15 protein-coding genes are annotated in these 21,558 nt (G+C 52.0%); 8 read left to right on the plus strand and 7 right to left on the minus strand.

The genetic code is table 11. From position 1 onward, the window contains the following. Window positions 1–4: 4 nt before the first annotated feature. Window positions 5–1,753 (plus strand): ABC transporter ATP-binding protein, encoded by a 1,749-nt coding sequence (locus NDA02_RS08745; protein WP_348254805.1) that lies wholly within the window; start codon window positions 5–7, stop codon window positions 1,751–1,753. A 217-nt stretch (window positions 1,754–1,970) separates the two neighbouring features. After that, a complete protein-coding gene (locus NDA02_RS08750; protein WP_190790366.1) occupies window positions 1,971–2,993 on the plus strand; it encodes a long-chain acyl-[acyl-carrier-protein] reductase in 1,023 nt (340 codons plus the stop codon). Window positions 2,994–3,057: 64 nt separating this feature from the next. Here NDA02_RS08750 and NDA02_RS08755 read toward each other — a convergent pair whose 3' ends face one another. Then, window positions 3,058–3,849: a pantothenate kinase gene (locus tag NDA02_RS08755; protein ID WP_347277820.1), complete on the minus strand. Its 792-nt coding sequence runs from the start codon at window positions 3,847–3,849 to the stop codon at window positions 3,058–3,060. A 150-nt stretch (window positions 3,850–3,999) separates the two neighbouring features. On the opposite strand from NDA02_RS08755, the gene NDA02_RS08760 reads away from it, so the two are divergent. Continuing rightward, entirely contained in the window at window positions 4,000–6,066 is a 2,067-nt protein-coding gene (locus tag NDA02_RS08760; RefSeq protein ID WP_190790368.1) for an amylo-alpha-1,6-glucosidase, read from the plus strand. Here NDA02_RS08760 and hflX read toward each other — a convergent pair. Together hflX and NDA02_RS08770 are read right to left on the minus strand one after the other, a co-directional pair. Further along, window positions 6,063–7,766, minus strand: a complete 1,704-nt coding sequence (hflX, locus tag NDA02_RS08765; protein ID WP_190790371.1) for a GTPase HflX — start codon at window positions 7,764–7,766, stop codon at window positions 6,063–6,065. The two genes, NDA02_RS08760 and hflX, sit on opposite strands and share 4 nt — an antisense overlap. Before the next feature lie 167 nt (window positions 7,767–7,933). After that, complete coding sequence (locus NDA02_RS08770; protein WP_190790369.1) at window positions 7,934–8,377, minus strand: tetratricopeptide repeat protein; 444 nt, start codon at window positions 8,375–8,377, stop codon at window positions 7,934–7,936. 661 nt (window positions 8,378–9,038) lie between these two features. Here NDA02_RS08770 and NDA02_RS08775 point away from each other — a divergent pair. Then, window positions 9,039–14,366, plus strand: a complete 5,328-nt coding sequence (locus NDA02_RS08775) for a caspase family protein (protein WP_348254807.1) — start codon at window positions 9,039–9,041, stop codon at window positions 14,364–14,366. Between the two features lie 19 nt (window positions 14,367–14,385). Here NDA02_RS08775 and NDA02_RS08780 read toward each other — a convergent pair whose 3' ends face one another. Then, on the minus strand, window positions 14,386–15,060 hold the full coding sequence (locus tag NDA02_RS08780) for a 5-formyltetrahydrofolate cyclo-ligase (RefSeq protein ID WP_190790327.1): 675 nt from the start codon (window positions 15,058–15,060) through the stop codon (window positions 14,386–14,388). A 205-nt stretch (window positions 15,061–15,265) separates the two neighbouring features. Here NDA02_RS08780 and bcp point away from each other — a divergent pair, with 205 nt between their 5' ends. Further along, window positions 15,266–15,739, plus strand: a complete 474-nt coding sequence (bcp, locus tag NDA02_RS08785) for a thioredoxin-dependent thiol peroxidase (protein ID WP_190790328.1) — start codon at window positions 15,266–15,268, stop codon at window positions 15,737–15,739. A gap of 77 nt (window positions 15,740–15,816) precedes the next feature. Then, window positions 15,817–16,272 (plus strand): NUDIX hydrolase, encoded by a 456-nt coding sequence (locus tag NDA02_RS08790; RefSeq protein ID WP_190790329.1) that lies wholly within the window; start codon window positions 15,817–15,819, stop codon window positions 16,270–16,272. Between the two features lie 40 nt (window positions 16,273–16,312). On the opposite strand, the gene hydA is transcribed toward NDA02_RS08790, so the two are convergent. Continuing rightward, entirely contained in the window at window positions 16,313–17,722 is a 1,410-nt protein-coding gene (hydA, locus tag NDA02_RS08795) for a dihydropyrimidinase (protein ID WP_190790330.1), read from the minus strand. A gap of 569 nt (window positions 17,723–18,291) precedes the next feature. Then, window positions 18,292–18,918: a GNAT family N-acetyltransferase gene (locus NDA02_RS08800; protein WP_348254809.1), complete on the minus strand. Its 627-nt coding sequence runs from the start codon at window positions 18,916–18,918 to the stop codon at window positions 18,292–18,294. Window positions 18,919–19,049: 131 nt separating this feature from the next. Between NDA02_RS08800 and NDA02_RS08805 the strand changes: the two genes are divergently transcribed. Together NDA02_RS08805 and NDA02_RS08810 are read left to right on the plus strand one after the other, a co-directional pair. After that, on the plus strand, window positions 19,050–20,261 hold the full coding sequence (locus tag NDA02_RS08805) for a M20 family metallopeptidase (RefSeq protein WP_190790991.1): 1,212 nt from the start codon (window positions 19,050–19,052) through the stop codon (window positions 20,259–20,261). Window positions 20,262–20,287: 26 nt separating this feature from the next. Next, window positions 20,288–20,887, plus strand: coding sequence for a DUF3318 domain-containing protein (locus tag NDA02_RS08810; RefSeq protein WP_190790992.1), 600 nt, complete (start codon window positions 20,288–20,290; stop codon window positions 20,885–20,887). Between the two features lie 356 nt (window positions 20,888–21,243). Here the strand turns inward: NDA02_RS08810 and NDA02_RS08815 are convergent, their stop codons facing one another. Next, window positions 21,244–21,486 carry a hypothetical protein gene (locus NDA02_RS08815; protein ID WP_199296435.1) on the minus strand — a complete coding sequence of 81 codons (243 nt, stop codon included), beginning with the start codon at window positions 21,484–21,486 and terminating at the stop codon, window positions 21,244–21,246. Window positions 21,487–21,558 lie beyond the last annotated feature (72 nt).

The raw sequence follows: 21,558 nt of genomic DNA on the forward strand, positions 1-21,558 counted from the left end.
CTCCATGACATCGCTTTTTTACATCGATAACTTTCGGGTTGCCTATCCGCAACGGCAGGGAAATTTAACTCACGCTCAGGAACTGCGCTGGGCAGTTGACGGGGTATCGCTGGCGCTAGAGCGCGGGGAACGGGTCGGGTTAGTGGGAGAGTCGGGCTGCGGTAAATCAACCCTGGGACGAGCAGCAATGCGGCTGCTTCCGCTAGGGACGCAAATCGAAGGAAAAGTTTTGTATGAGGGGCGATCGGTTTTCGACTTTTCGCCGGAAGAACTGCGGCAGTTTCGGGGTGAAGCAGTTGCGCTGGTGTTTCAAGACCCAATGACCCGGCTTGATCCGCTGATGACGATCGGCGATCACTGTCTGGAAACCCTCCGCGCCCATCAGCCCCACCTGTCGCGCCAGCAAACCAAGGATCGGGCAATGGCAACGCTGGAAGCAGTCAAAATTCCGGCAAATCGCTGGTCGCAGTATCCCCATGAGTTTAGCGGCGGGATGCGGCAACGGGTGGCGATTGCGCTGGCACTGCTGCTCGACCCAAAGCTGATCGTGGCAGATGAACCAACAACAAGCCTGGATGTCACCGTGTCTGCCCAGATTTTGCAGGAGCTAACCCGCCTTTGCAAAGAACGCGACATGGGTTTGCTGCTGATTTCTCACGACCTGGCAATGGTGGGCGAATATTGCGATCGCATTGCGGTCATGTATCAGGGCAAGCTGGTCGAAACGGGAAAATCCCATACGGTTCTGACTCAGCCCCAGCACCCCTACAGCCGATCGCTGCTTCAGTCTGCCCTGCACCTCCAAGCGGGTCGGGATCAGTCAGAGCCTATCCCAAACCGTCCCCAAACAACTCAACCTCTGCTTAGGCTTGACGATCTAAGGCAGCACTATACGCTAGAGCAGAATTTTATGGCGCGGATTTTTGGGCAATTCCCCCTGGGGAGCACTGAAAAGCAACCAGAAGACAAGACGATTCGAGCAGTAGACGGCGTCACGCTCGACCTGTTTCCGGGGGAAATTCTGGGATTGGTGGGAGAGTCGGGCTGCGGTAAAAGTACCCTGTCGCGCACCATTTTGCAGCTTATTCGTCCCACGCACGGCAGGGTAGAGTTTTTAGGGCAAAATTTAACCGCGCTTTCCCCTCAGGCACTTCAGCAGCAGCGACGACAGATGCAAATGGTGTTTCAGGATCCTCACGCCTGTCTCAATCCGCTGATGACGGTAGGAGCAAGCATTTCCGATCCCCTGCTGATCCACAAACTGGCAACACCCAAAGCCGCAAAAGCCGAAGCGGAAAAAATGCTGGAGCGCGTCGGTCTAACTCCGGCGATCGACTTTTACCACCACTATCCTAAAGACCTCTCTGGCGGACAGCAGCAGCGTGTCGCGATCGCCCGTGCCCTGATTACGCGACCGAAGCTTCTGATCTGCGATGAGCCTGTGAGTATGCTGGATGCGAGCGTGCAGGCGCAGGTGCTGGACTTGATGCTGGAGCTAAAGCAGGAATTTGACCTGACCTACCTGTTTATTACGCACGATCTCTGGGTGGCACGGTTTTTGTGCGATCGCATTGCAGTGATGAATGCGGGCAAAATCGTCGAGCTGGGTAAAACGGATGCCCTGTTTGCCAATCCTCAGCATCCCTACACGAAAACGCTGCTGTCTGCTGCACCGCTTTTATCTCGCTTGTCCCAGGCAAACCCACCGGGGAATCCACAGGTCAGCCCAACAAAAGCAATTTTCTCTGAATAACAATTGGATTTTGTCCAGTTTATGGGAGAGTCGGCGACCCAGTGCTGCTAGTGAACCGTGTATCCTGGAACAGGAGCGTAACCCCGATTAAACCAGAAGCGATCCTTCTAAAGATTTATTTCGATTACCCCAGATTGTGTAGTATTTTGAGGGGTGTTTAACAACACTCCTGTTCACTGTCCTCCTTGCCATTCGAGACATAGGCTCGCTGCTGTCCATGTTTGGATTAATTGGTCATCTGACAAGCTTAGAACACGCCCAACTGGTTGCAAGAGACCTGGGCTATCCCGAATATGCCGACCAGGGTTTAGACTTTTGGTGCAGTGCACCGCCCCAAATCGTAGATACCATCAAAGTGACCAGTGCCACTGGACAGCAAATTGAAGGTCGCTACGTCGAATCCTGTTTTCTGCCGGAAATGCTAGCAACGCGCCGGATCAAGGCAGCGACCCGCAAAATTATTAATGCGATGGCGCACGCCCAAAAACACGGCATCAATATCACTGCGCTGGGTGGATTCTCTTCGATTATCTTTGAGAATTTCAACTTGCAGCAAATTTCCCAGGTGCGAAACGTCAAGCTAGAGTTTGAACGATTTACCACGGGCAATACCCACACGGCTTACATTATTTGTCGTCAGGTGGAGCAGGCAGCCCGTCAGCTTGGTATTAACTTATCAAAGGCAACCGTAGCGGTCTGCGGAGCAACGGGAGACATTGGCAGTGCAGTTTGTCGCTGGCTTGATGCCCGTACCGATGTCGCAGAATTGCTGCTGATCGCTCGTAACCAGGAACGGCTTCAGGCACTTCAGGAAGAGCTGGGGCGCGGCAAAATTTTGAACTTGGAAGAAGCACTGCCTCAGGCAGACATTATTGTCTGGGTTGCCAGTATGCCAAAGGGTGTGGAGATTGATCCGACCACGCTAAAACAGCCCTGTTTGCTAATAGACGGCGGCTATCCCAAGAATTTGGGAACCAAGATTCAGCATCCGGGTGTTTATGTGCTGAATGGCGGCATTGTGGAGCATTCGCTCGACATCGACTGGCGGATCATGCGGATCGTGAATATGGACGTTCCAGCGCGTCAGTTGTTTGCCTGCTTTGCAGAATCGATGCTGCTGGAGTTTGAGAAGCTGCACACCAACTTCTCCTGGGGACGCAATCAGATTACGCTCGAGAAAATGGATCTGATCGGTCAAGTATCGGTGAAGCACGGATTCCGTCCACTTTTGCCAGCTTAATTGATTACGCTCAGCTGCCCGATCGATGCGAAGCAGCTTCCCCGCTGAAATAATCGTCTGAAAACTAACCCTGCTCCACGATCGCCTGCATTCCTCTAAAGAGCAGATGCGGGTCGATCGTGATTTTTTGTGCTAATTCTGGATGTTGTGCCTTCAGTCCATGCACTAATGAAGGAGCATCGCCGCCAGTCAGGACAATTGCGCCTTGACCAAATTCCTGTTCCCAGTTTGAAATAAAATCCTTAATTCCTGACAGCACGGTGTAGAAAATGCCGCTTCCAATTGCCTCCGCAGTCGTTTTTGCCCAGCGCGGCGGTAATTTTTTGCTGGGTTGAATCAGGGGCAAGGCAGCAGTCTGGTCAGAAAGCGATCGTCTTTGCAGCGTCAGCCCGGGTAGAATTGCGCCCCCGATGAATTCCTGCTGAGCATTTGCTCCCGTAAAAGTTAGAGCAGTTCCAGCATCGATCACCAGAGCAGGCAGTTTGTTACGATCGACAGCTCCCCAGAGGGCAAGGGCGCGATCGATCCCCAGCGTCGGGTAAAGCCCCCGCAGCGGAATTTGCTCCAGCGTCAGCAGTTGGGCTTGGGGGCAGGTTTGCCAGAAGGCAGTTTGGGCAGGAACGACCGAAGCAATATAGATCGGAAGGTCAGCGAAAGCCGCATCCGCAGGCAAATTGGAGTTTTGATGGAAAAATGCTAGCGGGGCAAGTTCCAGGGCAGGATGAGCAGTATCCCAGGCAGCGATCAGCTCTCCCTTTTGAAACCAAGCCCAGTGTAATCGCGAATTCCCGATCGCCAGGGCAATCCATTCGAGGGGAGTGAATCGATCGAATTCAAAATTCTTAAGTATCCTCACAGGATTTTTACAGGGTTCACATCCCATACTCAATATAGCGTTCCTCTTCTGGGTTCTCTTCCAGCCCATTGCTGCGTCTACCCAACCTCACTCCGGTCCTGGGATGCGCAGCTTGACCTTTGACCTTACACCGTTTGTTTGACTTGTTTTATGAATATTGAATTTGGGCGAGAAATTTGCGGCGATCTCGACCTGGCAGGATCACGCGAATGGATAGTCACCAATGGCATCGGCGGATTTGCGGCGGGGACGGTTTCAGGAGTGCTAACCCGTCGCTATCACGGCTTACTGGTTGCCGCCCTTAACCCACCCCTCGCCCGTACTTTGCTGCTGACCAAGCTAGAGGAAATTGTCCACTATGATCGCCAGGTGTATGCGCTCAGCACCGATCGCTGGAATGGTGGTCATGTTGATCCGCAGGGATACCGATATTTAGAGCATTTTGCAGTCAACGACACAATTCCCACCTGGCGATATGCCTGCGGCGATGCGCTGCTCGAAAAGCGAGTTTGGATGCAGCAGGGTGCAAATACCACCTACATTCAATATGAGCTGGTGCGATCGAGTCAGCCGCTTGCCCTGATGCTCAAATCGTTTGTGAATTATCGGGATTATCACGGCAATACCCGCTGTTTGCACTGGCAGATGGAGGTGAATCGGGTCGATCGCGGCGTGTCTATCGTGGCTCATGGACAAGCCGTTCCTTTTTTCCTGCTTAGCGATCGGGCAGAGGTGATTACGCTGCATGAGTGGTACTACAACTTTTTCTTAGAAGTGGAACGCTACCGGGGATTGAGCGATCGAGAAGATCACCTTCATGCCGCAACATTTCACCTGACCCTGCATCCCGGCGAAACAGTGACGATTGTTGCCAGTACAGATCCCCATGCTAGCCTCAATGGCTCTGCGGCTTTCAAACTGCGCCAGACCTACGAGCAGCGATTGCTGAGCCTCTGGAAAAGCAACCGTCCCATTGGGGCAAAAGACGCGCCTCCCTGGATTCGTCGTCTGGTGCTGGCAGCCAATCAGTTTGTCGTGAATCGATCGGTGACCCGATTACCCCTTCCAGGAACAGCAAAGCAGCCGAGTGAGCCAGCGGATGCAGAAGAAACTCTACCAGAACCAGAGGTGCTGCATGGCAAAACGATCATCGCTGGGTATCCCTGGTTTAGTGATTGGGGACGAGATACGATGATCAGCCTGCCGGGACTGACCCTGACGACCGGACGATCGGATGTGGCGCGATCGATTTTGCGAACCTTTGCTTCCTATGTCAGTCAGGGAATGCTGCCCAATCGTTTTCCCGATGTGGGAGAAGAACCGGAATACAATACGGTCGATGCAACGCTTTGGTATTTTGAAGCGATTCACCAATACTATCTGGCGACGCAGGATGATGATTTGCTGGTAGAGCTTTTTCCAGTGCTGGCAGAGATGATCGACTGGCACTGTCGGGGCACGCGCTACAACATTCACCTTGATCCGGCAGACGGCTTACTTTATGCAGGCACTCCTGAAACGCAGCTCACCTGGATGGATGTCAAAGTAGGCGATTGGGTAGCTACGCCGCGCCTGGGCAAACCGATCGAAGTTAACGCCCTTTGGTACAACGCTCTCCGTACGATCGCAAAAATTGCCCGTCGGCTGGGCAAGCCCCATCAGGAATACGACGCCATTGCCGATCGCACCCTTGCCCGCTTCGATCGCTTCTGGAATGGCGATTTGGGTTACTGCTACGATGTGCTGGATACGCCCGATGGCAATGATGCTTCGCTGCGTCCGAATCAAATTTTTGCCGTTTCGCTGCCCGAAAGTCCTTTAACCGAAGCCCAGCAGCGCAGCGTGGTGGATGTGTGTGGACGATCGCTCCTGACTTCTCATGGGCTGCGATCGCTATCGTCTGATCATCCCAACTATCGAGGACGCTATGGTGGCACTCCGCAGCAGCGAGACGGAGCCTATCATCAGGGAACCGTTTGGGGTTGGCTGTTAGGACCGTTTGTGCGGGCGCATTTTCGGGTTTATCGCAATCCTGTGCAGGCGCGTCAGTTTTTAGAACCTATGGCAAATCACCTGTCGGCACATGGCATCGGCAGCCTCAGCGAGATTTTTGATGGCGATCCCCCCTTTCATCCACGTGGCTGTTTTGCTCAAGCCTGGACAGTGGCAGAGGTACTGCTTGCTTGGGCTGCGATCGAGCAAATCGATGAACGTTAATCCTTTTTAAACTGCCGGGAAGCGGCGGCATAGTAAACAAGCTGCGCCAAGCGCGTCCGCAAGGTTTCTAGCCCCAGCCGCTCTCCGGCAGAGATGAACACTGCCTGCGGATATTCCTCCTGAGCAAAGGCAAGGGTTTCGCCATCGGCCTGGTCAATCTTGTTAAATGCAAGCAGGGCAGGACCAGGTGTAATCGGCATCTGCGCCAGAATTTTCATCACCGATCGAATCTGACCCTGCCAGCTTGGATGAGATAAATCAACAACGTGCAGCATTGCGTCGGCTTCGGTGACTTCTTCTAGCGTGGCGCGAAACGCATCGACCAGCGAAGGCGGCAAATCGTGGATAAATCCCACCGTGTCGGTGAGGACGATCGGCAGAGAGCTGTGAGTTTGTGGATCAGTCAACACCAAGCGGCGAGTGGTCGGATCAAGCGTCGCAAAAAGCTGGTCTGCGGTATAAACCTCCGCATTAGTTAAGGCATTCAGCAGCGTTGATTTTCCGGCATTGGTGTAGCCCACGATCGCAATCGACGGAACTTCCTGATGCTGTCGCTGCTGTCGAAGGCGCGATCGATGTGCCTGAAGCTGGTTCACTTCCTGCTGAAGTCGAGAAATCCGTCGCTGAATCGCTCGCCGCTCAGTCTCTAGTTTGGTTTCCCCCGGCCCTCTTGTGCCAATCCCGCCGCCCAGTCGAGACATTGCCCGACCCCGACCGCTGAGTCGAGGCAGCATATACTCAAGCTGCGCCAGCTCGACCTGCAACTTTCCGGCTCCCGACTGTGCCCGCTGAGCAAAAATATCTAGAATCACTTCAGTTCGATCGACAACCCGCACCCCAATTTGCATTTCCAGGTTTCGCACCTGTGCAGGCGACAAATCGCGATCGAACACTACCAGATTTGCTCCCACGGTCTGAGCCGCCAGCGCAATTTCCTGCACCTTGCCTTCACCCACCACTGTTTGCGGATGGGGACTGCTCCGCCGCTGATGCAGCACTTCTAGCACTTCACCGCCTGCGGTTTCAATCAGTCGCGCCACTTCGACTAGCCGATCGCGAAACTGTTTGGCATTCAGCCCCTCGGTCATTAAGCCCACCAGCAGTACGCGATCGTGACCCGCAGCCACCTGTTGCGCCACATAGTCCCGGCGAAATTCTTCTTCCAGACCTTCAGTGAGATCGAGAAAATCTTGTAGAGCAATACTGTCCAGGCTGAGCGGCGGCGAAACCGTCCAGCGAGCTTCAGGATGGGGAACCAGATGCGCTAGATATGTTTCTTTCACATACCCAGTTGCACCCCCGCCCCGCCGCTCAAAGCCTCCGCCCGACAGCACCAGCATCACTAGCGCATCCAGGCGTTGCAGTGCCATTGCCGTCAAAGTTGCCTCACTGGGCGACTCTGATTTGAGGTTCGTTGTAACACAGCGAATTCCGCTCAGCCGTTCTGCACCATAGCGGGGTAGTTCTAATAAGGGAATCTGCGTTTGTCTGACCGTTCCCACGCCGACTCGAATCACTTGCCCGCGCCGATTAATGTAGGTGCTAACGGGCTGATCAATTTCGGTGCTGATTGCCGCTAATCGTTGAGCAAACTCAGGCGTGGTTAATCGATCGCCGGGAAGTCGCTGATGATAAAGTCGCTGGAGTTGCTTGAGTTGACTTGGCTTCAGACCTTGAAGCTGTCCATAAATCGTTTCGATAGGCGCATTCCACCAGGAATTCTGGTGTTCTCAATTAGACTGCCTTTATTTTACCGATCTGTTTAGCAATCCGTGCGGTCTAACCTGTGGCTCAATCCATTGATCAAGCCGTAATCATCAAGCGGTCACTCTGTTCTTTAGTGCTGTTCTTCAGTCCTGAGCAAAGGCTAAGCCCATCCTTTTAAAGATTGCCAGAGTGAAGTGAGCCAGCCGCTTTGCTGAAGTGACGAAAAATTGAACTGCTTTGGCAGCTTTTTAGACGGATTGCGATCGCCAAGCGCATTGTGATAGCTCTGATAAGCTTCGCGGTGGCGATTGAGCCGATGAAGGGCAACGCCTCGAAACAGCCAAGCTTCAGCATCGGTCGGGCAAAGAGTCAACGCACGATCGCAGCTCTCAAGGGCTTCGTGATATCGATCGAGATAGAGCAACACTACTGCACGAAAGACCCAAGCCGGTACAGATTCAGGCTGAGCTTCAAGGACGCGATCGAACTGAACCAGTGCCTCTCCGTACAGTCCTTGATTTGCAAGCTGTTCCCCTTGCTCAAGCGAGAACTGACTGTCTTCTACCATTTCCAGTAAGGCGATTTGCTGTGAATAGGAGTTCATCGTAAGGAATAGGAATTGTGCAGGCTTGAGCAAATAATCTTGAGCAAATAAAACTTCTCCCACTGCTTGCTCAAAGCTCTTGTCTTTCCTGATCTTAAATCCGGGACAGACCAATGTTGAAAAAAAGCCTTACAAAGAAATTAAATTTAAAGAGCTGACGTCGCCAATTACCCCGTATTTTTACTTAATTTTAGGTCTGTATTGAAATTTATTTGTGTTAGATGAAGAAAACTCAGGGTTATTACTGAACTCAGAATAGGCAAGTAGTATTTACTGATTGATTGTTTATGCAAATTTTCCTAGGTAGATATTTGGATTAGAAAGAATGCGATTTAAAGTTACTTTTAAGCTGGTTGCTCTAGCTCGAAACCCTTCTGATGAGGGCTTTAACCCCCTTTCGCCCTCACCCCCCTTTTAGTTCTTTTTGCCGCTTGTTACAGTAAGTTTTAGATAGAAAAACTGCTTAATTCTACGCAAACTATCTCTCAACTTTCTCAGTCGAATACAGCTTATTACTTAAGTCTAATTCCTGAACAATGGTGCAATAACGAGTGTTTAAGCTAATTTCGATTTGAGTTTTACCTAGTGTCTTGTGTGGAAGTTGATGATGCCCAGTCAAACAGCAAATTTAGACAAACTGCGGGTAAGGGGTGCGGTCTAGATGTTACGGGATGCCTTAGTTGTAGGAGTAAATACATACCAAAATTTGCCGGGGCTAAAAGCTCCAGCAAGAGACGCCGAAGCGGTTGCAAAAACGCTGCAAACCTATGGCGAATTCCGAGTTCATCGCTTGCCAGAGGTCATTCAGACAGGACAACCGCAGATTGGGCAAAAAACGCAGGTCACGCTTCAGATGCTTGAATCAGCTTTGATTCAGCTTTTTAAGCCGAAGGGCCGCTCTGTGGCGCAGACCGCTCTGTTTTATTTCTCTGGGCACGGGCTTCAGCGAGAAGCCGGAATTCGGGAAGGGTTTCTAGCTCCCAGTAATGCTGACCCCGATCGCGGATTCTATGGATTATCTCTCTTCTGGCTGCGGCGACTGCTTCAGGAAAGCCCGGTTCGTCAGCGGATTATTATCCTAGACTGCTGCCACAGCGGAGAACTGCTGAATTTCCTGGAGGCAGATCCAGGCGCTGCACCAGGAACCGATCGTCTGTTTATGGCGGCTTCGCGAGAGTATGAGACTGCCTATGAGTCGATCGACAGTCCCTACAGCGTGTTCACCCAAGCCCTCCTCACCGGACTCGACCCCCAGCGCAGTAACACCGGAATTGTGAATCACCATGCCTTGACCGATTGGGTCAATCACCAACTTAAAGGCGAAATTCAGCAGCCCTTATTTGAAAGCTCCGGCAGCGAGATTATTCTGACGCGCCGAATCACTGGAGTCGATTGCTCCTTAGGGGGAACTGCTTTGCATCAATTCCCTGTAGAAACTGCTTTGCATCGCCCCCTGCCCGCATCGATCTCATCCCATCTGGAGACACCCCCGGTTTGCCCCTATCGCGGGCTGGAGTGTTTTGACGAATCGCATGCCGAGTTCTTTTTTGGACGCGAAGCCCTGTCTACCGAACTCCTGCAAAAACTCAAGACCAATAACTTTATTGCAGTTGTGGGGGCGTCGGGCATCGGTAAATCTTCGCTAGTTCGTGCGGGATTGATCCCCCTGCTGCGGCAGAGCAACCAGACTGATACAGATTGGCAGATTAAGCTCATTACCCCCAGTGAACATCCGCTGAAAAGCCTGGCTGCTGCCTTTGTTGATCCCGAAGCCGACCCGATCGAACGAGCAGAGCAGCTCAGACGGGCAGAACAGCTTTTGCAGGCAGGAGAAGCCGGATTTGTCCAGCTTGTGCGTGGCACGATGCCCCAAAACTTTGGGACGACTGGGCTGTCATCCCGACGGTCGCAATTGCTGCTGGTAATTGACCAGTTCGAAGAAATCTTTACTCAGGGGCACGCCCAGGCTGACCGGGAAAGACAGCAGTTTATTGCTTGTTTAATGGCGGCGGTAGAGGCTGGCTGCCTGAAGGCGATGGTCGTGCTGCGTTCAGACTTTGTGCCTCAGTGTCGTCAGTACGAACCGCTGGTGCTCCAGATTGCTCAGCATTCGGTCATCGTTCCCCCGCTCAAATACGACCAGCTCAAAGCGGCGATCGTCCGTTCAGCCCAAAAGGCAGGGTTACGCTGTGAACCGAATCTGGTTTATACCCTGCTGCTGGATGTCATTGGTGCGCCTGGCGAACTGTCGTTACTGCAATCGACCCTGCTCGAACTTTGGCAGCGGCGACAGCCCACTCCTGAAGGAATAGAGTGCCTGACACTCGATAGCTATCGGGAATTCGGCGGAATTCGGCAGCTTTTGCAGGAACGAGCAACCGATGTATTCCATCGCTTTGACACCGTAGAGCAGGCGATCGCCCAGCGGATTTTCCTTACCCTAACGCATTTTGGCGAAGGCACAGAAGACACACGCCGCCGTGTGTTTAAGTCGCAGCTTGTCAGCCCAACGTTTGCACCAGAAAAGACTGATTTAGTCGAGCGGATTTTAGAAAAGCTGGTTTCTGCGAAGCTGCTGGTCACGGATCAGGCGGGACTCAATGTTGCAGAATTGAGTGGGCAAGACGATCGAGGCATTCATCATTCCGGATTAGGTGACGCAGGGCTATTTTCTGTACGCGATCGTCCTGCTGAGGCGCTTCCCGATTGGAGTGATCGCCTTCATCCTCCTACCCTGGAAAAATCGACGCAGGCAGTGGTTGATGTTGCCCATGAAGCTCTGATTCGTCACTGGTCACTCCTACGGCAGTGGTGCAGTCGCGATCGCGAAATGCTGGTGCGACAGCGGGAGCTAGAAGAGGCGGCGCGAATCTGGTATGACGCCGGACAACCTGCCTCGATCGAGTTTTTGCTAGCAGGACGAAGGCTTGAAGCAGCAGAAGAGCTTGTCGCCGATCGAAGCCACGAACTTTCTGCCCTTACGCAGGAATTTATCCTTGCCAGTCGCAAAGAAGCTCAACGGGCGCGGCGAGAATCTCGCCAACTGCAAATCGCTGTGCCTGCTTTCCTGATGGCAACGCTGACGATCGTGATGGGGCAATATTTCAATGCGCTACAGTCCCAGATTGAAAAAGAGCAACAGTTGCGACTTGCCACCGCTCGCGAACGGGCAGCGATCACACAATCTATTCTTCAGGAAGCCAGCAACTCTGAGTCAGGTAGCTCTGCCGATGCAGTCACCACTGCCCTTCTTATTGGACGCTTAGCCGCCCAGGAAAAACCAACCGAGTCTGCCCAAGCGAGTCTGCGTCTTGCGCTGCAAAGCCTGCGTCTTCAGCTCAAACTGCCCATCACGCACAGTTCCATTCAGCAGCTTGAAATTAGCCCCGATCGCGGTTATTTAGCGGCAGCCAGTGCAGAGGGCAAAATTCGCCTGTGGACAATCCAGCCCTACCAGCTTTATAGCAGCACGAGTACCCCCCAACCTGGACAAGTTTTAGATTGGACGATCGGTGCGGGGCAAGGTTTAGAAGAAACGGTCTCGCAAGATCCTGCTCTGCAAGCAAACCCTTTGCCCTGTCGCTCGATCGCCGGCTGTCCTCCTGGTCAGAATCTATCCGCACCCACTCTTTCTCAGAGAGAACCGCTTCGGATTGCCAGTGTTCGTTTCAGTTCCAATAGTCAATCGATCGCCGCTTTTGCAGAAGGACTTCCCGATATTAAAGTGTGGTCTACACAGTACGGGGCACTGGTGCTGCATCTAAAGGGATCGGCTCCAGTGACACAACTTCACTACAGCCCGATGGGAGAGTGGCTGGTCTCCGTTCACGCCGATCGCAGTCTGGCGATCTGGCGCGGTGATACCGGAAAGCTTCAAGCTCGATTGCTGTATCCCAAGCCGATCGAGGCACTACAGTTCAGCCCAGATGGGCAGTTTTTGCAGGTGGGCTTTGAAAATGACCTCCGCCGTTATCGCCTGATTCAGACAGCAAATACTTCCCTTCATCTTCAGCCTGCTGCATCTCCAATTCAGGCAGAGTTAATTCAGGCAGGCTTAATTCAGGCAGGCTTAATTCAGGCAAAGCAGGTTCAGGCAGAGCAGCTTCAGCGAACGGTGTTTAGTCCTCAGGGCAACTGGACGGCAACCCTCAGCACTCAGGGACAGGTGAGCCTGTGGCGATCGCAAACCGGACAACTCCTGCACCGCTTCCCGATCGATCAAGATGCAAAGGTTCAGTTTAGCCCTAACGATCAAACGCTCTCAATTCTTACAGAAGAGGTGGTTTGGCTGTACGATATCTCGACCCGTCACTTAAAGCAACTGCCTTTAGTTTCCGGCAAAGCAACAGCCCTGACCTTTAGTATGGACGGACGCTGGCTTGTAACCCGCTCCAGCTCAGCAATGGGCAACGGGAAGCAGGTCATTCAGCTCTGGGACGGGAAATCCGGTGAGTCTGTTGGAAGGCTGCCGCAGGACTCGGAAGTGACAGAGGTGCGCTTCAGTCCTGATAATGCCTATTTGATTACAGGGGACGCTCAGGGTCAGCTCAAGTTTTGGGCAGTTCAAACTGGGGGCGAGTTGCCGACTCTAGAGCAAGCCAATGCCCCAGCCAGCCGGATTTCTTTTTTAGAGAATGGTTTGGGACAAAATCATGGTTCACAACTGCTAACGATCGCTGCGAACGGTCAAGTTCAGCCGTGGCGTTTACCTGCTGTTTCTGCTGCACCTGCCCAACCTGCTCGCTCGATTCCTGCCAGCGCAATTCACACCGCAGCCTTGAAATCAGAAAGCTTCTGGCAAAAATTAACAGAGCTTGCAGCCCAAACTGATCTTTTGGCGAAGGCAGAAGCCGCTTTACCCAGGCGCGCATCGGCAAAACAGCCAGAAGTCGTCCAACCCATTCAGGCAGAAGCGAAACTAGAAAGCATTCCTGGAACGATCGTCTGGTCTGGCTGGCGGGAGACAATATTCCACGTTGCAGGTTGGTCTTCACTGCCCTCATGGGCTGCGGGATCTGTCCTGGCGAATCAATCGTCTTTTAGCAGTGTTGCTTTAAGTGCTGACGGTGAATGGTTCGCGACCGCAGATCTCACTGGAACGATCGCCCTTCAGCAGCGACAGCCCAACCAAACCTTCCAGACCAAGCACCAGATTCGGAACTGGCGAATTGGTAGCCAACTGCTCCTGAGCCAAAAGATTATGGACAGTGTTGCCTTGCCGTCTCGCCCGGAGGATCAAAGCAGCGTGAAAATTTATCAGCTCCACTTCAGCCCAGACCGACAGTTTTTGCTAGGCGTAGGAGATGATTTGACGGTGCGGCTTTGGAACGTGGAATCAGGAGAGTTGGTTCAGGTTTGGAACGATCACCAGGCGACGATTCATCAGGTAAGATTTAGCCCAGACGGGTCGCAGATTATTACTGCCAGTCAGGACAAAACTGCCCAAGTTTTAGAAGTAAAAGCAGCGCATTCGGGTCTAGTGGCGTCGGGCAAACCCACCCGCGTTTTGACTCACGATACAGCAGTGACGAGCAGCAGTTTTAGCCCAGAGAGACAGCAAATTGTCACGGGCAGTGAAGATGGCAAAGCCAGAATCTATGATCGAGCAACGGGGCAACTGCAGTTTGTGCTAGCAGGGCATCAAAAAAAGATCGCGGATGTGCAATACAGCCCGGTTGGCGACTTGATCGTGACTGCAAGCGCAGATGGAACAGCGATCGTCTGGAATGCTCGAACTGGACAGCAGCAGGCATTGCTGAATCCACCTCGACAGCAAGACGGGCTGCAACCGCTCGTACAGGCTGCCTTTAGCCCAGATGGTCAGTATGTAGCGACACTCACTCCAACCGGGCAGGTTTATCTCTGGGCAGCTACCTGGGGTCATTTGCTTTCGCTAGCACAGGAACGCACGCCGCGCCAACTCACCTCGGAAGAATGTAGCCGCTACCTGAACCTGTCATTTGACCAGTGCCCCAAACTGCCGCTATAAAAACTGATTTTCCCAAAGATTATCGCTTCAGAAACAAGCCGAACTCGGTACAGATGCCATTGAGCGGTCGATCCCACGGGTCGGTGGGCAACTGCGGGAGCCGAGCAAACTCAAACACAATGCCGATCGTCGGTTTATTGCTCCAGGCAGGGGAACTGAGTAGGCGATCGTAAAATCCGCCGCCGTAGCCCAGGCGATAGCCCTTCACATCGCAAGCCACTGCCGGAACCAGAATTAAATCAACCGCTTGGGGCTGAATCAGCGGAGCATCTGCCTGGGGTTCTAGAATGCCGTAGCTGCCAGGCTGAAGTGGAAACTGAGGCGACCAGAGATGCCAGGAAAGCGATTTGCCCACACAGCGAGGCAGCCCCCAGCGGTGCGGCGTCAAAAAGAGCGGGCTGAGGTCGGGTTCTTGCCGAAAGCTCAGATATGCCAGGATGGTGTGCGATCGCTGGAATCCTTCCCACTGCTGCAAGTGGGCACAGAGCCGATCACTCTTCTCACGCCAAACGGACTGGGGTAGGGATTGTCGGGCTTTCAGGAGCGAGCGACGCAGATCAGCTTTCGCGGACGATGCGCCTTTTGCCAAATCAAAACGATTCTCATCATTTCTTCCGTCATTATTGTTTCCATCATTGATGGTGCAGGAAGGAAAGGGAACACCATTCTCGTCTACAGCCTTATTAGCAGTCATGTCGTTCAAGCAAGCGGTTTCATTCGCCCTAAAATTAGAATTATTATTGCAGCCTTTTTTGATCGCGTGAGGAATGTCCTGTAGGGGCTGCGCCCTTAGTCAGAAGTTTGACCGCTGCGCTATAGTCAAGAGCCAGGAAGGATCGCGATCGTTGTCGAAGGACTGTAATTCAGAAACGTAACTCAGAAAAGTAATCCAGAAAGCAATGCCTCTCCAGCCCGGTGACTCCGCTCCCAACTTTAGCCTACCTGATGCCGATGGCAACCTGGTTCAACTCACAGACCATCGCGGTCAATGGGTTGTGCTGTATTTCTATCCTCGCGACAACACGCCGGGCTGCACTAAAGAAGCCTGTAGCTTCCGAGATTTTTACTCAGACTATCAATCCAGCGATGTGGTGGTGCTGGGAATCAGCACAGATGATGCAAAATGCCACAATAAATTTGCGAGAAAATACAGCCTGCCCTTTCCACTGCTCACTGATGTAGAGGGTCATGTCGCTACCGCCTACGAGAGCTATGGCTTGAAAAAGTTTATGGGCAAGGAATATCTGGGCGTTAGCCGCAATACATTTCTGATTAACCCGGATGGCAAGATCGAAAAGGTGTACCTGAAAGTAAAGCCCGATAACCATGCGTCTGAGGTGTTAGCCGATCTGGGGGCAATCCGTGCTGCCTAATCCTGCTTTGTGGCTGAAATGACTTTTGAACGCATCAACTTGAACGAGAGAATTAGTAGACCTGCCCCTTTTTGATTATGCAACAGCTACAGCGGTATCTCCAGACAGCTCTGGGACTTGTGTTTAGACATCCAATTACGGGTACGAGTATTGTTCCAATTCTGCCCGATGGAAGGATTGTGCTGATTCAGCGTCGTGATAACGGTAAGTGGAGTCTGCCCGGCGGCATTGTGGATTGGGGCGAAGATATTCCTTCTGCCGTGCGGCGAGAGCTAGCCGAAGAAACCGGACTGTCGCTCGTTGAAATCAAGCGGCTCGTGGGCGTGTATTCCAGTCCAGAACGCGATTCCCGCTTTCATTCGATCTGTGTGCTGGTTGAGGCAATGGTGGATGGCACAATGCAGATCCAGGACTCGCTGGAAGTAATGGCGATTCGAGCGTTTTTGCCGACTGATATTCCTCAAGGAGACTTGTCGCACGATCACGATCGCCAAATTGAAGACTACTTTCGGGGCGCAACCATCCTCGCTTAGACAATAGATACGCTGATACGATTGTCAGGGGTCATCGAGATCACACCCTTCCCGAAGCCGATCGCCGCAGAAATTGACCGCTTCCGGGTGTGCCGTACCACTGATCACCATCCACAATCAGTTTGCCGCGCAAAAAAACTTTCTCGACTTTGCCCGTGACCAATCGCCCTTCGTAAAGGGAATAGTCCACGTTGGAATGGTGAGTGCTGGCGCTGATAATGTGGGATTTTTGGGGGTCAAACAGAATGATATCTGCATCGCTGCCGACGGCGATCGTGCCTTTACGAGGAAACAGTCCAAACATTTTTGCAGGAGCAGTTGCGGTAAGCTGCACAAATCGATTGAGTGATAGGCGATGAGTAAGCACGCCGCCATCAAATAAAAGCGGAATCCGTAGCTCGACGCCGGGCGCACCGTTCGGAATTTGCTCAAAATTGTCGCGCCCCAACTGTTTCGATCGATTGATGCCAAACGGATTTTCATTAAAGCAAAACGGGCAGTGATCCGTAGACACAATCTGTAGATCGTCGAACTTAAGCCCGCGCCAAAGGGCATGCTGGCAGTCAGCTTCGCGGAGCGGCGGGGTCATGACAAATTTTGCAGCTTCAAAGCCAGGGCGATCATATTCCTCGATCGTGAGAAACAGATAGTGGGGGCAGGTTTCAGCATAAGCTTCAATACCGCGATCCCGGGCTTCCACAACGGCATCTAAGGCTTCTTTAGCAGAGAGATGCACGATATATACGGGGATTTCTGCCAGCTCTGCTAATCGAATTGCGCGATGGGTGGCTTCGGCTTCCATGATGCGGGGGCGGGTGAGCGAGTGATATTTGGGTGAAGTATTGCCCTGTGCCAGAGCCTCTTCGATCAGAACCTGAATTACGCCGCCGTTTTCTGCATGTAGGTTGATCATGCCGCCGTGATTGCCCACGGTTCGCATCGATCGAAAAATGTCTGCATCTTCAACCATCAGTACGCCAGGATACGCCATAAACATCTTGAAGCTGGAAATGCCGTCGCGGTTAATTAAATCGGGTAATTCTGCTAAGGTTTGGGGCGTAATATGGGTCAGGATCAGGTGGAAGCTATAGTCTACGCAGGCTTTGGGCTGGGCGACGGCTAATCGCTGATCAAGTGTCTGTTTGGGAGTTTCTCCTTTTTTTTGCAGCGCGAAATCGATGATCGTGGTTGTGCCGCCAAAGGCAGCCGATCGCGTTCCGGTTTCAAAGGTATCGCACGTTTCGGCAGATCCCAGCGGAAACTCCATGTGGGTATGAACATCGACGCCGCCCGGCAGCACGAACAAATTGCTGGCATCATGAACGGTTGCTGTGTCGGAGTGGATTTCACGGGCGATCGTATCAATTCTGCCATCTTTAATCAAAATATCGGCTCGATAATCATCAACTGCGGTAATAATTCTTCCTCCTTGAATTAAGGTTTCGGTCATTCTTTTTCTCCTGAAGTGATTGTTGAATCCTTATGTTTGATCTTTGGATCGGATCTTTGGGTCAGATTTTTCTGTCAGATCTTTGCGTTTAATCTTTAACAGGTTAATCGATCGAGTAAAACAAATCGCCTACTTAATAATTAACTTTAATTTCTTCTAGTTTTTTGTCAATTGCATTCCATCACAGTTTGCAATTTTGTCTAGATTTCATTACATTGCGCTATTTTTTGAATAATTACTTGTTTGCAACGTACTACAGCTTTTTATGTCGCTCAATCTTCTGGGTTTATTTATTGACGATTATTCATGGATCTTTGTAGTCGTGTTGAATCTGTTTGCATTGGTTTAACCAAGGTTTTACGCGATCGTCTTTCTGGCTACTACTCCTTTAGGTAGGCTTATCTCTGTGCCACCGGATAAAGTGTCACAAGTAAAGGCTGGAGGCGGAATTGACTCGTTATTGTTGTAATCAAGGTGTGAGGAAAAGTAGAAAAAGCCTCTGGGGTCGAAACAAGGCAAGACTCCCGGAGGTTTTTTCTTTTGTTCTTTTTCTGCCTTTTTTGCTCTTTTTAGCGATCCAGCTTTAATGCAAGCAGCTTTGAGCGGGGTGTAATTCCCAGAGCATTTCGCACGCTTGCCGGAAGTTCTTTTGCAGCGATCGGCTCAAACCTCAATCGGGTGTAAAAACTAACGCGATTAGTATGGCAAGCAAGATAAAGCGGTTTGACTGCTTTTTGGCTCAGCGCATCCACCAGAATTGAGCCAAACCCGTAGTGGCGATAGGCAGGCGCAACCAGCAGGTTAAACAGCAGCGAGTAATGGCGATAGCGGCAGAGTTTACCGCAGGCAATTAGCTTTCCCGATGGCTTTTCTACGGAGCGACTACTCCGAGGAACTGCGAAGCAATCGACAATGACCCAATATTGCTTCCAGTCATTAGAAATCAAGGGACTGATCTGTATCCAGAAAAGCGAGCTGCTCAGGGCAACGATCGCCAGCAGCACGACTGCCACTCCCACAGTCACCATCATCCAAAATAAAACGGCAGTGACCACACTCCAGCCCAGAAATTGCCATTGGTGCATGGGACGATTGGTTTCGCGCTCAAAGTTTTGCAACAAGCGGTGAATTTGCCTACGATCGGCGGCAACCGCAGGACGCAAAAGGTAGCCTTCGGGTAGGGCAGGCAGGGGCATGAAGGGCAGATGAGGCTTGAGGAGTGAATAGGAGAATGTAAGGAGGGAGCAATTATCTCTTCGGGGAACGATGAAGCATACGATTGCTGCGATCGGTTAAGTTAGAGAAAAGAAATATTTTTTAAGCAATTATGGTTTCTACGTCCCTTCCCGCGCTCACTGTCAATTTATCTCGAATTCGCGCTGAAATTCAGTCGCTTCAGCCGCAGTTAGTCGAATGGCGGCGCACCCTGCATCAGCGTCCAGAATTGGGATTTGAGGAGCAGCTCACGGCGGAGTTTGTGGCGCAAAAGCTGCAGGAATGGGGCATTGCATACCAGACGGGCATTGCTCAAACAGGCATTGTAGCAACTGTCACGGGTAGCCAGCCTGGGCCTGTTCTGGCAATTCGGGCAGATATGGACGCGCTGCCAATTCAGGAAGAAAACGAAGTTGCTTATCGATCGCAGCATCCTGGCAAAATGCACGCCTGCGGACATGATGGACATACGACGATCGCCCTTGGCACGGTTTATTACCTGTCGCAGCATCCAGAGCGATTTGCCGGAACGGTGAAGTTTATCTTTCAGCCTGCGGAAGAAGGTCCAGGTGGTGCAGAGCCGATGATTCAGGCGGGCGTCCTGCAAAACCCTAAAGTTGATGCTGTAATTGGGCTGCACCTGTGGAACAACCTGCCGCTTGGAACGGTGGGCGTTCGGGAAGGGGCACTCATGGCGGCGGTAGAGCTGTTTGACTGCACGATTCAGGGACGTGGCGGACATGGCGCAATTCCGCAGCAAACGATCGATGCCATTGTGGTTAGTGCCCAAATTGTGAATGCGCTGCAAACGATCGTCTCTCGCAATGTTGATCCGCTCAAAGCCGGAGTGGTGACGGTTGGATCACTCCATGCCGGACATGCCAACAACGTGATTGCAGACACGGCGCGAATGACCGGAACCGTGCGCTACTTTGACCCCAGCCTGAAAGGATTTTTCCGCGAACGGATGGCGCAAATTATTTCAGGTATCTGCCAGAGCCATGGCGCAACCTATCATCTGGACTACGACGAATTTTATCCGCCTGTGATCAACGATCGCGCCATTGCTCAGCTTGTGCGATCGATCGCTGAAGAAGTGGTAGAAACGCCGATCGGCATTGTGCCCGACTGTCAGACCATGGGCGGCGAAGATATGTCGTACTTTTTGCAGGAAGTTCCCGGCTGCTATTTCTTCCTTGGCTCGGCAAACCTCAGCAAAGGGCTGGCGTATCCGCATCATCACCCCCGATTTGATTTTGATGAGACGGCTCTGGGAATGGGTGTTGAAATTTTTGCTCGCTGCGTTGAAAAGTTCTGCTCTTGATAAGCGGATGTTTGGAAAAGGCATCTATGGAAGGAACTCCTGTTTCAGGTAATGAAAAAGGCGATGAACAATACCGGCTGATTGACCTGATGCCTGCTTCCGGGCGGATGTACTGCAAAATTGTCAGCAAACCGAATCAGCCGCAAGTTATTGCTGCAAAGGTTCCACTGCCCTGGAGCGAATCTCGCCCGATCGCCATCAACTTTGACCGCTGGCAAATGCTGACCCAACCTCAGCGCGATCTGCTGCTGCTGCAAAAGGTAAGCTGGCTACTCTCGATTGACTGGTTTAAACCCAGCCTGTATCAGGGACTCACGGCAGTTGGATTTGCGGCGATCGGCTGGGAATTTTTGCGTTCTGACCCCGCAGGCATTGTTGTAACCACTGGACTCACGTTTCTGGCAGCTAGCCAGATCTGGCGCAAAAGCCGCAGCCTGGAGCAGTCCCAACTGGCAGACGAAGAAGCGATCGCAATCGCCCAGCGAAGAGGTTACACCAGCACAGAGGCAGCCCGATATTTGATCGAGGCGATCGAGGCGGTTGCTTTACTGGAAGGGCGATCGATCACGGTGGAGGAACAGGTGCGGTGTCAGAGTTTGAGGGCGATTGGGGGTCGGGGGGATTGAGGGACTTAACTGCGTGAAAGCGAGTAGGAATGGTTTGGTAGGAAGTCTCATTGTTTGCTCTTGGAGATTGGCGATAGAGATATGAAGGCTCAAAGTCTCAGCAATTTGCTCGGCATTTCAGGTTCTGAGCCTTGTAACTGAAGTAAAAAGGCTGAAGTTCCAAATTCTAGAGTCAGAGTTTTAGGCTTCGAGGTTGAAATTTCTAGCAAAAAGGTTAAAGCTTTAAGTCCGGAGGGTGGACATTCGAGCTTAAAGGTCAGCATTTCGAGTCTTCTTCTTGAAAGGCAAGAAATTTGACATGACTGGAACCCTCTCAATTGGTTTATCCAAAAGATTCCAGCCACCTCGAAGCTGCACTACTTCCTTCCCCGTGATGGGTTTCCTTTCATGACGGGTACAAGAACCTGGAGCAGGAGGGCTATGGAGCTAATTACTCCTGCGATCGCGCCGATAACGATCGCGGTTGCAAGGATGATCTCAGTGGGGCTAGTGCCATACTGCATCCAAGCTGAGGGAGGCTCGATCGAGCCAGGATTCGTAATCACAACCTGAACAGGCTGTGTTTTGGCTGTGGGAGACTGAGGAGTGGAGTGTTGCATCGATTACTGTTTTCAACTCAATGAACCTAACTTAACTGGGTAGACCGCTGCGAATCGCCTCTCAAGTGTTAG

The organism is Leptolyngbya sp. ST-U4 (assembly GCF_039962215.1).
Taxonomy (GTDB): domain Bacteria; phylum Cyanobacteriota; class Cyanobacteriia; order Elainellales; family Elainellaceae; genus Leptolyngbya_A.